The organism is Streptomyces sp. NPDC005004, assembly GCF_053600675.1.
Genome location: NZ_JBSGAH010000010.1, coordinates 145,672 through 158,533, shown reverse-complemented (window position 1 = coordinate 158,533; position 12,862 = coordinate 145,672). Strand labels below are relative to the sequence as shown.

The 12,862-nt window shown below is 70.8% G+C and carries 9 protein-coding genes; 2 read left to right on the top strand and 7 right to left on the bottom strand.

Features of this window, described 5'->3' with window-relative positions; translation table 11 throughout:
- Positions 1–17: 17 nt before the first annotated feature.
- Complete coding sequence (locus tag ACWEEU_RS16675; RefSeq protein ID WP_385742235.1) at positions 18–971, bottom strand: ABC transporter substrate-binding protein; 954 nt, start codon at positions 969–971, stop codon at positions 18–20.
- Positions 972–1,627: 656 nt separating this feature from the next.
- Here ACWEEU_RS16675 and ACWEEU_RS16670 point away from each other — a divergent pair.
- A complete protein-coding gene (locus tag ACWEEU_RS16670; protein WP_356095712.1) occupies positions 1,628–2,851 on the top strand; it encodes an NAD(P)-dependent malic enzyme in 1,224 nt (407 codons plus the stop codon).
- A 208-nt stretch (positions 2,852–3,059) separates the two neighbouring features.
- Positions 3,060–4,022 carry a zinc-binding dehydrogenase gene (locus tag ACWEEU_RS16665; protein ID WP_451732981.1) on the top strand — a complete coding sequence of 321 codons (963 nt, stop codon included), beginning with the start codon at positions 3,060–3,062 and terminating at the stop codon, positions 4,020–4,022.
- A 24-nt stretch (positions 4,023–4,046) separates the two neighbouring features.
- On the opposite strand, the gene ACWEEU_RS16660 is transcribed toward ACWEEU_RS16665, so the two are convergent.
- The 6 genes from ACWEEU_RS16660 to ACWEEU_RS16635 form a co-directional block, all read right to left on the bottom strand.
- A complete protein-coding gene (locus ACWEEU_RS16660) occupies positions 4,047–5,102 on the bottom strand; it encodes a PadR family transcriptional regulator (RefSeq protein WP_385742241.1) in 1,056 nt (351 codons plus the stop codon).
- A gap of 1 nt (position 5,103) precedes the next feature.
- A complete protein-coding gene (locus ACWEEU_RS16655) occupies positions 5,104–6,027 on the bottom strand; it encodes a DUF4097 family beta strand repeat-containing protein (protein WP_385742243.1) in 924 nt (307 codons plus the stop codon).
- A 217-nt stretch (positions 6,028–6,244) separates the two neighbouring features.
- Positions 6,245–6,424 (bottom strand): DUF6104 family protein, encoded by a 180-nt coding sequence (locus ACWEEU_RS16650; protein WP_018544467.1) that lies wholly within the window; start codon positions 6,422–6,424, stop codon positions 6,245–6,247.
- Positions 6,425–6,871: 447 nt separating this feature from the next.
- Positions 6,872–10,651, bottom strand: coding sequence for a multifunctional oxoglutarate decarboxylase/oxoglutarate dehydrogenase thiamine pyrophosphate-binding subunit/dihydrolipoyllysine-residue succinyltransferase subunit (locus ACWEEU_RS16645; protein ID WP_451732976.1), 3,780 nt, complete (start codon positions 10,649–10,651; stop codon positions 6,872–6,874).
- Between the two features lie 312 nt (positions 10,652–10,963).
- On the bottom strand, positions 10,964–12,070 hold the full coding sequence (locus tag ACWEEU_RS16640) for a sensor histidine kinase (protein WP_385742247.1): 1,107 nt from the start codon (positions 12,068–12,070) through the stop codon (positions 10,964–10,966).
- Positions 12,067–12,807: a response regulator transcription factor gene (locus ACWEEU_RS16635; protein ID WP_385742249.1), complete on the bottom strand. Its 741-nt coding sequence runs from the start codon at positions 12,805–12,807 to the stop codon at positions 12,067–12,069. The genes ACWEEU_RS16640 and ACWEEU_RS16635 overlap by 4 nt, the downstream gene beginning before the upstream one ends.
- Positions 12,808–12,862 lie beyond the last annotated feature (55 nt).

Below are 12,862 nucleotides of genomic sequence, written 5' to 3'. Positions count from 1 at the left end.
TTCGTGATGCGCGAGGTTCAGGAGCCGCCGTTGATCTTCGCCTCGGTCACCGCACCGTCCGTGACGTTCCACTTCTGCAGGATCTTCGCGTAGTCGCCGTTCTTGATGATGGCGTCCAGCGCGGCCTGCAGGGCGTCGCGCAGCTGGGTGTTCTCCTTGGCGACGGCGATGCCGTACGGCCCGGCCTCGATCTGGTCGCCGACGACCTCGAAGTCCTTGCCGCCGCCGGACGTCTTCGCGTTGTACGCGGCCACCGGGAAGTCGTTGAGGTCCGCGACGGAGGCGCCCTGCTTCAGGCGCAGCAGGGCCTCGGGGTCGGTGTCGTAGGTCTGCAGGGTGATCGGCTTCTTGCCGTCCTTCTTGCACTTCTTGATCTGCTCGCGGGCGATGCCCTCGGAGGTGGTGCCCTTCTGCAGCGCCACGACCTTGCCGCACAGGTCGTCCAGCGACTTGATGCCCTTCGGGTTGCCCTTCTGGACCAGGATCGAGGTGCCGGCGGTGAAGTAGTCGACGAAGTCGACACCCTTGCCGACCTTCTTGCCGTTGCTGGAGTCGACACCGGTCTGGCGGTCCTTGGTGTCGTTCATCGCCGACATGATCACCTGGAAGCGCTTGGCCTGCTGACCCACGATCAGGTTGTCGAACTTGTTGTTCTGGAACTCGAAGGTCACGCCGAGCTGCTTGCCGAGGGCGGCCGCGATGTCCGGGTCGATGCCGGTCGCCTTGCCGTCCTTCATGAACTCGACCGGCGGGTACGCGATGTCGGAGCCCACCTTGACGACGCCCGCCTTGCGGATGTCGGCGGGGAGCTTGTCGGCGAGCGGGGCGGACGCGTTCGACGTGCCGGAGCCGGCGGACTTGTCCGTGTGGTCACCGCAGCCGGTGAGCAGCAGGGTGCCCGCGACCGCGATCGCACCGCCCGCTGCAATGCGGGTGCGCGTGGTCGTGCGACGGGTGGAGCTTGCGGTCATCGTGGGTTCCTCCGGCGGATGGGAAGAGGTCCGATGGGACGACGACAACACACACCTTCGTGTGTCGCGACCTCATGGGTTTACGGCATCCTGCCATTCGGACTGGGCCATTCAGGGGCGTCGCAATGTCAAAATCGGATAACGGGTGATCCCGAACCGCATCAGGTCGGTACAACCCCGCTGTACCCCCGCCGGATAATTTGCGGAAATTCACTCCCGAGGCCGGAAAATCGGCGCCATGTCTCACGATTCGGATGGCCGGAGCGCGTGCATTCGGGGCATTCGCGCATCTGGCGAAGGAGCGGTCCGGGCGGGTGCCCGGGGGCCGTCGCGGCGGCCCGGAGCGGTCGTGAGCCGGCCTGGAGCGGGCCTGGAGCGGGCCCGCGCCGGGTGGTCGACGCGGCCTGGAGGGGCTCCGCGCCGGGCGGTTGGCGCGACCACGCCATGTGACCTTGCGCCCAATGGACTCGTGGTCCGCCCGTCCGTCCGGTAAGAAGGTTCTTTACACCCCTCATCCGGGGCTCAGGGCGCGTGTGCGGCGCGCCCGTCGCGTATGTGCTCCCGCTTCACCGTCGACGAGCCGTACGCGGTGCCCGCCCGCTCCTCACCCGGAGCGGCCGACCCTCAAACCATGCATACCTAAGGGGTAAGACAAAGTGGCAGCGGAGATCGTCAATCCTCGCAGCGACAGCGGTACCGGACCGGAGGGCGGGGCCGAGCCCCTGGACACCTTCGATCCCGCGTTCGCGCTGCATCGTGGCGGCAAGATGGCCGTGCGGGCCACCGTGCCGATCCGCGACAAGGACGACCTTTCCCTCGCGTACACGCCCGGTGTGGCGCGCGTGTGCACCGCGATCGCTCAACAGCCCGACCTCGTCAACGACTACACCTGGAAGTCCTCGGTCGTCGCCGTCGTCACCGACGGCACCGCCGTGCTCGGCCTCGGGGACATCGGTCCCGAGGCGTCCCTGCCCGTGATGGAGGGCAAGGCGATCCTGTTCAAGCAGTTCGGCGGGGTCGACGCGGTGCCGATCGCGCTCGACTGCACCGACGTGGACGAGATCGTCGAGACCGTCGTCCGGCTCGCCCCCTCCTTCGGCGGGGTGAACCTGGAGGACATCTCGGCCCCCCGGTGCTTCGAGATCGAACGGCGCCTCCAGGAACGGCTGGACATCCCGGTCTTCCACGACGACCAGCACGGCACGGCCGTCGTGACCCTCGCCGCCCTGCGGAACGCGGCCCGGCTCAGCGGCCGGGAGATCGGCCAGTTGCGCGCCGTCATCTCCGGCGCCGGAGCGGCCGGGGTCGCCATCGCCCGGATGCTGGTCGAGGCCGGCATCGGGGACGTGGCGGTCGCCGACCGCAAGGGCGTCGTCTCGGCGGAGCGCACCGATCTGACCGATGTGAAGCGGGAGGTGGCCTCCTTCACCAACAAGGCGGGCATCACCGGCTCGCTGGAGGACGCCCTCGTGGGCGCGGACGTCTTCATCGGCGTCTCCGGCGGTACGGTCCCCGAGGAGGCCGTCGCCTCCATGGCCGAGGGCGCCTTCGTGTTCGCGATGGCCAACCCGAACCCGGAGGTCCACCCCGAGGTGGCGCACAAGTACGCGGCCGTCGTCGCGACCGGGCGCTCCGACTTCCCGAACCAGATCAACAACGTCCTCGCCTTCCCGGGCATCTTCGCCGGGGCGCTCCAGGTGCGGGCGAGCCGGATCACCGAGGGCATGAAGATCGCCGCCGCCGAGGCGCTGGCCGCCGTCGTGGGCGACGACCTCGCTCCCGACTACGTGATCCCCTCGCCCTTCGACGAGCGGGTCGCCCCCGCCGTGACGGCCGCCGTCGCCGCGGCCGCCCGCGCGGAGGGCGTGGCCCGGCGCTGACGCCTCGGGCGCGGCGGCGACCGGGCTGGCGCCGTGCCGGTGACCGCGTCCTGTGCCGAACGGCCCTGCCCTTCGCGGGCGGGGCCGTTCGGCGTTCCGCCGCCGTGCGCGCGGGGCGTTGCGCCGCACGGGTGCCGGAGGCAAGAGGGTGTGTGTCACACCGTCCGCCGGTTCCGTCCGGGGGCGGGCGGAACCTATCGTCGGGCCCATGTTCGCTGTCTACGCCGCCCGGATCGACCGTGACCAGCCGCTGTCCGGCCTTGAGTTGGGGGAGCGCCCGGCTCCCGAGGCCCGGCCGGGCTGGAGCACCGTCGATGTCCGCGCCGCCTCCCTCAACCACCACGACCTCTGGTCCCTGCGGGGCGTCGGGCTCCCCGAGGACCGGTTGCCGATGATCCTCGGCTGCGACGCCGCCGGGGTCGACGCGGACGGCAACGAGGTCGTCCTGCACTCCGTCATCGGGCAGACCGGCCACGGAGTAGGGCCCCGCGAGCCCCGCTCGATCCTCACCGAGCGCTACCCGGGCACCTTCGCCGAGCAGGTCGCCGTGCCCACCTGGAACCTGCTGCCCAAGCCGCAGGGCATGTCCTTCGCCGAGGCCGCCTGTCTGCCGACGGCCTGGCTGACCGCGTACCGGATGCTGTTCACCAACGCCGGGGTACGGCCCGGCGACTCGATCCTCGTGCAGGGCGCGGGCGGCGGGGTCGCCACCGCCGCGATCATGCTCGGCAAGGCGGCCGGGCTGCGCGTCTTCGCCACGAGCCGGGACGAGGCGAAGCGCAAGCGGGCCCTGGAGCTGGGCGCCGTCGAGGCGGTGGAGCCGGGGGCGCGGCTGCCACAGCGGGTGGACGCCGTGATCGAGACCGTGGGCGCGGCCACCTGGTCCCACTCGGTGAAGTCGCTGCGGCCCGGCGGCACGCTGGTCATCTCCGGCGCGACCAGCGGTGACCGGCCCTCGCACGCCGAACTGACCCGTATCTTCTTCCTGGAGCTGAAGGTCGTCGGCTCCACCATGGGCACCAAGGACGAGCTGGAGGACCTGCTGTCCTTCTGTGCCGTCACCGGTCTGCGGCCCGTCATCGACGAGGTGCTGCCGTTGGACCGCGCCCGCGAGGGCTTCGAACGGCTGGAGTCCGGCGGGCAGTTCGGGAAGATCGTGCTCACCTCCTGACCCGGCCGCGCCGGTGCCGCCGGGTCAGACCCGCGGGCGGCGCAGCACGGAGCCGACCTGGGCCGCCGCCGTCGCCAGGCGGTGGCGGACCTCCCGGAGCTGGTCGTCGGTGACGCCGTGGTCCCGGGCCGCGTCTCGGATGTCGTCCCGGAAGCGGTCGAGGAGGCGGTCCAGATCGCGCGCCGGGTCGCCGGTGGGGTCCTCGTGGGCCCACTCCGGCGCGTACTCGGCGGGGAAGTCCTCCGGGACGGTGGAGAACTCCGGCTCCGTGAAGGGGCCGCTCGCGGGGGTCGCATTCCGGCCGGGGGCGGCGGTCTTGCCGTGCTCCTTGCCGTAGTCGCCGTAGTTCTTGCCGAACTCGCCGAACTCCCGGGCCAGTTCCGAGATGCCCTCGCGGACCCCGGTCGGCCAGTCGCCCCGGCCGAAGGCGTCCTGCACCCGCTCCTGGACCCGGCGGGCGACGCGCTGCATCTCCTCCTGAGCCTGGGCCCGCGCCCGCGACTGCGCCTCCTGGGCCTGGCGGCGGGCACGCTGCGCCTCCTCACGGGCCCGGCGGCTCTCGTCCTTGGCCCGCCGGGCCTGCTCCTTCCACTCCTGCTTGGCCCGGCGCAGCTCCTCCTTGGCGGCCCGCCACGACTCCGGGTCGCCGCCCTGGTCGCCGTAGGCGTGGGCGGAGCCGGTGCGATTGCCCTGGCGGGCCTCGGTCGCGGCCGCGCGCATCTCGCGGCGCAGGTCGCCCGCCGCGCCGCGCACGTCGGCCTTGATCTCCGCGGCCAGCTCCGCGACCGAGTCACGGATCTCCAGCTCCAGATCGGCCAGTTCACCGCTGCGGTCGGCCAGTTCGGCGCGGCCCGCGTCGGTGATCGAGTACACCTTGCGGCCGCCCTCGGTGGTGTGGGTGACCAGGCCCTCCGCCTCCAGCTTGGCCAGACGGGGGTACACCGTGCCCGCCGAGGGGGCGTACAGCCCCTGGAAGCGCTCTTCGAGGAGCCGGATCACCTCGTAGCCGTGGCGGGGCGCCTCGTCGAGCAGCTTCAGCAGATACAGGCGCAGGCGGCCGTGGGCGAAGACGGGAGGCATGTCAGAGCACCTTCTTGTCGGTCGTGCCGTCGGCGGGGTTCCGGGTGTCGTCGTCGCCCCGGCCGGTGAAGGAATTGTCCCCCGGGGCGGCAGCCGGACCGCTCGCCCCGCCCGTGTCCTCGTCCGCCGGGCGGCGCAGCAGGGCGATGGAGCCGGAGACCGTGGTGGCCCGCAGCCTGCCCTTGCCGCTGCCCAGCCGGCCGGCGATCTTGTGGGCGCCCCACTGGCCGTACACCCGCAGGCCGTCGAAGGCATTGGAGATCGTGCCGCTCGCGGTGTTGGCCTCCACCTCCGTGTCCGCGGGGTGCGGCAGGCGGATGGCGATCTCGCCGGAGACGCTGGTCAGCCGGACGTCGGTGGGGCCGGCCGGGTCCAGATCGACGATCATCGAGCCGCTCACCGAGTCGGCGCGGACGGCGGGGCCGGAGCCGTCCATCACGGTCAGGTCGCCGGAGACGGAGTTGAAGCGCAGGTCGCCGGTGACGGTCTGGGCCTCCAGATTGCCGGAGACGGTGTCCGCGCGGACCGGGCCGGAGACGCCGACCAGCGTGGTGTCGCCGGTGACGCCCTTGACCACCGCGGGCCCGCGCAGCCCCGAGACGACCGCCCCGGCGCCGACCACGCCCACCTCCACGCGGGTGTCCGCGGGCACGGCGAGGGAGACCACCGCGCTGCGCCGCCAGCCCTTGCGGTCGAGCCACTTCAGAAAGCCCTTCCAGGGCAGGTCCTCGTACGCCACCGTGAGCGTGCCGCCCTGCTGGGTGACGATCAGGGGCGGGCCCTCGATCTCGGAGACCTCCAGGCGGGCGGAACTCTCCTCGGTGCCCACCACGTTCACCAGACCATTGACGATGCGCACGTGCAGTTCGCTCACGGGGGCGTCGAAGGTGAGCTTCTGGGGCTCGGCGACGGACCACTCGGACATGGGGCCTCCTCGGCAAGGACACGCGACACGACACGCCATATCGCGTCTACGAGAGACACGATATATCGCGGCTGTCGGAAGTCAAGACACTCTTTCGTGAGCACTCGCGAGCGACGGGCCGCCCCGGTACACGACAGCAGGCCCGCGGCGGACGCCTGTGCCGTCCGTCGCGGGCCTGCTGAAGGGGCCTGGTGAAAGGGTCTGATCTCCCGAGGGGCTACTCGTCGTCCTCGTCGTCCAGCCGCGCCAGCCACGTCGCCAGCCGCTCCACCGGGACCTCGAAGTCCGGGTTCAGGTCGACGAACGTACGGAGCTGCTCGGCGAGCCACTCGAAGGAGACCTCCTCCTCGCCGCGCCGCTTCTCCAGTTCCTCGATGCCTCGGTCGGTGAAGTACATGGCTGGAGCTCCGTCGGTGGGTGTGCGAAGGGACAGGAAAATGATAGGCAGCCGCCGGACCGAACGGGAAAGGGGCCGCCCCCGGAGGCAGTCGGAGCCCGGCCCCTCGTCGAACGGGGACCCCCGCGGGCGGGAGACGCGGTGCGGGCGCTCGCCACCGGGCCGAACGCGGCAAGGCCCGGACTGGTCCGCAAGCCGGCCCCCGCTCAACGCGGCCCGCGCAGGGCGTCGTCTCGAACACCTCGCGCTCGGAGCGCGCCGAACGAGGCAGGGCCCGTCCCCTGGACGAATTCGGAAGCCGTGTCCTGTCGGACGCGGCCCGCGCAGGGCGTCGTCTCGACGACCCCGCTCGCCACCGGCCCGAACGCGGCAGGGCCGAACGAGGCAGGGCCCGGCCCCCGGACGAATCCGGAAGCCGGGCCCCCGCTCAACGCGGCCCGCGCGGGGCTACGCCTCGAACACCTCGCGCACCAACTGCTCCTGCTCCGCCTGGTGGCGCTTGGCGGAGCCGACCGCCGGGGAGGAGCCGTGCGGGCGGGAGATGCGGCGCAGGCGCTCGCCCGCCGGGACGTCGGCGCCGACGGCCAGGTCCAGGTGGTCGATCAGGTTGAGGGCGATGAAGGGCCACGCGCCCTGGTTCGCCGGCTCCTCCTGCGCCCAGATGTACTTCTCGGCGTTGGGGTACTTGTTGACCTCCGCCTGGACCTCCGCACCCGGCAGCGGGTACAGACGCTCGAGGCGGATGATCGCCGTGTCCGTGATGCCGCGCTTGACCCGCTCGGCCTCCAGGTCGTAGTAGACCTTGCCCGTGCAGAAGACGACCTTGCGGACGGCGGCCGGGTCGACCGTGCTGTCGCCGATGACCGGGCGGAACTCACCCGTGGTGAACTCCTCCGCCTTCGAGGCCGCCGCCTTCAGGCGCAGCATCGACTTCGGGGTGAAGACGACCAGCGGCTTGTGGTCCGGGTTGTGGACCTGCCACCGCAGGAGGTGGAAGTAGTTCGACGGGAGCGTGGGCATCGCGACCGTCATGTTGTTCTGCGCGCAGAGCTGCAGGAACCGCTCCGGGCGGGCCGAGGAGTGGTCCGGGCCCTGGCCCTCGTAGCCGTGCGGGAGGAGCAGGACCACACCGGAGGTCTGGTTCCACTTCTGCTCGGCCGAGGAGATGAACTCGTCCACGACGGTCTGCGCGCCGTTGACGAAGTCACCGAACTGGGCCTCCCACATCACGAGCGCGTCGGGGCGGGCCAGCGAGTAGCCGTACTCGAAGCCCATCGCCGCGTACTCGGACAGCAGGGAGTTGTAGACGTTCAGCCGCGCCTGGTCCTCGGAGAGGTACTGGAGCGGGGTGTACTCCTCGCCGGTCTCCCGGTCGATGAGCACGGCGTGGCGCTGGCCGAAGGTGCCGCGCTGGGAGTCCTGGCCCGCGAGGCGGACCGGGGTGCCCTCCAGGAGCAGCGAACCGATGGCCAGGGTCTCGCCCATGCCCCAGTCGATCGTGCCGTCCTCGACCATGGACGCCCGGCGCTGGAGCTGCGGGAGCAGGCGCGGGTGGGCGGTGATGTGGTCGGGGATGTCGATCTGGGACTCGACGATCCGCTTCACGGTCTCCGCGGAGATCGCGGTCGGCACCGCCACCGGGAAGTTGTCGCTCGGCGCCTGGGACTCGCCCTGGACCGGCTGCGCGGTGGCCTCGCGGACCTCCGTGAAGACCTTCTCGAGCTGGCCCTGGTAGTCCTGGAGCGCCTGCTCGGCCTCTTCCAGGGTGATGTCGCCGCGACCGATGAGGGACTCGGTGTAGAGCTTGCGCACCGAGCGCTTCTTGTCGATCAGGTCGTACATCAGCGGCTGGGTGAAGGCCGGGTTGTCCGACTCGTTGTGACCGCGGCGGCGGTAGCAGATGAGGTCGATCACCACGTCCTTGTTGAACGCCTGACGGAACTCGAAGGCGAGCCGCGCGACGCGGACCACGGCCTCCGGGTCGTCGCCGTTCACGTGGAAGATCGGGGCCTCGATCATGCGCGCCACGTCGGTGGCGTACATGGACGAGCGGGAGGACTCCGGGGCGGCGGTGAAGCCGACCTGGTTGTTGATGACGATGTGGACCGTGCCGCCGGTGCGGTAGCCGCGCAGCTGCGACATGTTCAGGGTCTCGGCCACCACGCCCTGGCCCGCGAAGGCCGCGTCGCCGTGGATCGCCACCGGCAGGACGGTGAAGTCCGTGCCGCCCTTGTTGATGATGTCCTGCTTGGCGCGGGCGACGCCCTCCAGGACCGGGTCGACCGCCTCCAGGTGCGAGGGGTTGGCGACCAGGGAGACCGCGATCTGCTCGCCGTCCAGGCCGGTGAAGGTGCCCTTGGCGCCCAGGTGGTACTTCACGTCACCGGAGCCGTGCATCGACTTCGGGTCGAGGTTGCCCTCGAACTCCCGGAAGATCTGCGCGTACGACTTGCCGACGATGTTGGCGAGGATGTTCAGACGGCCGCGGTGGGCCATACCGATGACGACCTCGTCCAGGCGGGACTCGGCGGCGGAGTCGATCACCGCGTCGAGCAGCGGGATGACGGACTCGCCGCCCTCCAGGGAGAAGCGCTTCTGGCCGACGTACTTCGTCTGCAGGAAGGTCTCGAAGGCTTCCGCCGCGTTCAGGCGGCGCAGGATGCGCAGCTGCTCCTCGCGCTCCGGCTTGGAGTGCGGGCGCTCGACGCGGTCCTGGATCCACTTGCGCTGCTTGGGGTCCTGGATGTGCATGAACTCGATGCCGATGGTGCGGCAGTACGAGTCGCGCAGCACGCCGAGGATGTCGCGCAGCTTCATCAGGGACTTGCCGGCGAAGCCGCCGACGGCGAACTCGCGCTCCAGGTCCCAGAGGGTGAGGCCGTGCTCGGTGATGTCCAGGTCGGGGTGCTTGCGCTGCTGGTACTCCAGCGGGTCGGTGTCGGCCATGACGTGGCCGCGGACCCGGTAGGAGTGGATCAGCTCGAAGACCCGGGCGGCCTTGGTGACGTCGTCGTCGTGGCTGGCGTCGATGTCCTTGAGCCAGCGGACCGGCTCGTAGGGGATGCGCAGCGCCTCGAAGATGTCGTCGTAGAAGCCGTTCTCGCCGAGGAGGAGGTTCGCGACCTGGCGCAGGAACTCGCCGGAGGCGGCGCCCTGGATCGTCCGGTGGTCGTAGGTCGACGTGAGCGTCATGACCTTCGAGATGCCGAGCTTGTTCAGGGTGTCCTGGCTGGTGCCCTGGAACTCCGCCGGGTAGTCCATGGAGCCGACGCCCATGATGACCGACTGTCCGGGCATCAGACGCGGGACCGAGTGGACGGTGCCGAGGCCGCCGGGGTTGGTCAGGGAGACCGTGACACCGGTGAAGTCGTCCATGGTCAGCTTGCCCTCGCGGGCGCGGCGGACGATGTCCTCGTAGGCCTGCCAGAACTCGAAGAAGTTCAGCGTCTCGGCCTTCTTGATCGCCGCGACGACGAGCTGGCGGTCGCCGTTGGGCTTGACCAGGTCGATGGCGAGACCGAGGTTGACGTGCGGCGGCTTGACGAGGGTGGGCTTCCCGTCCTTCTCGCCGAACGACCAGTTCATGGACGGCATGGCCTTGATGGCCTGCACCATGGCGAAGCCGATCAGGTGCGTGAAGGAGATCTTCCCGCCCCGGGCGCGCTTCAGGTGGTTGTTGATGACGATGCGGTTGTCGAACAGCAGCTTCACCGGGACCGCGCGGACCGAGGTGGCCGTCGGCAGCTCCAGCGAGGCGTTCATGTTCTTGGCCACGGCGGCGGCCGGGCCGCGCAGCGTGATCAGCTCGGGGCCCTCGGCGGCCGCAGCGGCCGCCTTCGGCTGAGCGGCGGCCGGGGCCTGCGCGGGCTTGGCGGGGGCCGGGGCGGCCTTCGCCGCCGGGGCCGGAGCCGGGGCCTGGGCCGGAGCGGCGGCGGGCTTCGCGGCGGCCGGGGGCTGCGCGGCGGGCGCGGCCTGGGCCGGGGCGGCCGAGGTGGTCCCCGCGGCCCCCGCGGCCGTGGCGCTCACCGGAGCCGAGGCGGCAGGAGCCCCCGGCTTGTAGTCGGCGAAGAAGTCCCACCAGGCACGGTCAACCGAATTCGGGTCCTGGAGGTACTGCTGATAGATCTCGTCGACGAGCCACTCGTTCGGGCCGAACGCCGCGGCGGGGTTCTTCCCGGCTTGGTCGTCGGTCGAAAGGTTCGAGTTACTGGGGGACTGTGGCGACACGGCGGCAACCGCCCTCTTCCGCTTCACAAGGTGATGGACAGCGGGAATAAAGGCTACGCCTCCCGGAGCGGGAAGGTCAGGTCGGGCCCGTTCATCGTCGCGTAAGTCACACCGGGAACCGCGTTTCGGGGCCGGAAATGGCGGGAAACAAGCGTGGTTCCGCACGTCAGAGCGAGGGTGAGGGTGCGAGGAACCAGGCCCCTGGACGCGGTCGTTCGTCGACCTGCGTGGGCCCGGACCTGATCACACGGGTCCGGCGGAGCGGATCATCGGTGATCTTGGTCTTCCGGAGTGAACTCTACGTCAACTCGGCTACGCGGAAAGCCCCGGAAGGGTGACGATGATCCGGCAGCCGCGCTCGGATTCGGCCACGCCGATCCGGCCGCCGTGCAGATCCACCGCCCAGCGGGCGATCGCGAGGCCGAGCCCCGTGCCGCCGTCGCTGCCCGGACCGTGCGGGCGTGTCACCGCGCCCCGGTTGAACCGCTCGAAGACCCGGTGCCACTCCGACCTGGGGATGCCCGGACCCTCGTCCTGGATCTCCAGCTCCAGCGACTCCGGCTGCGCCCCGCGCCGCGCCTTCACCGTCACCCGGCCGTAGGCGGGGCTGTGCTTGACGGCGTTGTCGATCAGGTTGGCGACGACCTGGTGGATGCGCTCGGGGTCCGCGTGGGCGGTCAGTTCCGGCGGGGAGACGTCCAGGTGCAGATGCACGTCGGTCCGGGTGTGGGTGCCCGAGCCCGAGGCGATGCCGGCGCGCGCGGAGGCGACCATGTTGGCCTCCTTCAGCACCCCGGACAGATACGGCCACACCTCGAAGCGGCGCATCTTCAGCGGTACGACGCCGTTGTCCAGCCGGGAGAGGTCCAGCAGGGTCTCCACGAGCCGCCCGAGGCGCTCGGTCTGCTGGAGGGCGGTGCGCATGGTCTCGGGGTCGGCCTCGGTGACGCCGTCGACGATGTTCTCCAGCACCGCGCGCAATCCCGCGATTGGGGTGCGCAGCTCGTGCGAGACATTCGCCACCAGCTCCTTGCGCTGGCTGTCCTGCGCCTCCAGCTCGTCGGCCATGACGTTGATCGTCACGGCCAGGTCGCCCAGTTCGTCGCGGCGGCCCTCGCTGACCCGGCGGGTGTAGTCGCCGTGCGAGATGGAGCGGGCCACCGCGTTCATCTCGTCCAGCGGGGCGGTGAGCGAATGCGCCACGAACTGCGTGATCAGCAGCGTGGCGATCATCGAGAAGACCGTGATGAAGCGCAGCTCGGTCTTGGTGTGCACCGCGATCATCGACAGACCGGTGGTGATCAGCACCGAGATGACGACCAGAGCACCCAGCTTGGTCTTGATCGAGAACGGGCGTACGCCGCCCCAGGGCTGGTCCTCCCCGGGGCCCTTCCGTGCGGCCTCCCGTCCCCCGCTCACGGCGTCGGCGTCTCCAGCGCGTACCCGACGCCGTGCACCGTGCGGATGCGCTCGGCGCCGATCTTCCGCCGCAGGGCCTTGATGTGGCTGTCCACGGTCCGGGTGCCGGAGGCGTCCGCCCAGTCCCACACCTCGGCCAGGAGCTGCTCACGGGAGAGCACCGCGCGCGGGGTGTTGGCCAGGCACACCAGCAGGTCGAACTCGGTGGGCGTCAGATGCACGTCCTCGGCCTTCACCCGCACCCGGCGCTGAGCGTGGTCGATCTCCAGCTCGCCGAGGCGCAGTATCCCGGAGCGGGGCGTGGTGGCCGCGATGGCGGCGCGCTCCATGCGGCGCAGCAGGACGTGCACCCGGGCCGCCAGCTCCCGCATCGAGAACGGCTTGGTCATGTAGTCGTCGGCGCCGACGCCCAGGCCGACCAGCATGTCGGTCTCGTCGTCGCGCGCGGTGAGCATCAGCACCGGCACCGGACGGGCGGCCTGCACCCGGCGGCAGACCTCCAGGCCGTCGAAGCCGGGGAGCATGATGTCGAGGATCAGCAGGTCGGGCTGCCATGCCTCGGCGGTGTCGACGGCCGCCGGGCCGTCGCTCGCGGTCTGCACGAGGAAACCCTCCGCGCGCAGCCGGGCCGCGATGGCGTCGACGATCGTGGGGTCGTCCTCGACGACCAGCACCCGGCGCTGGGCGCCCTGGGTCGTGCTCGCCGCACCGGTCTGGGAGGTCTGTGTCTGCTCCATCGCCCGCCCCTGCTGCTTTCCGGAATCCGTGGGGTGATCCCATGACTGCGATCGA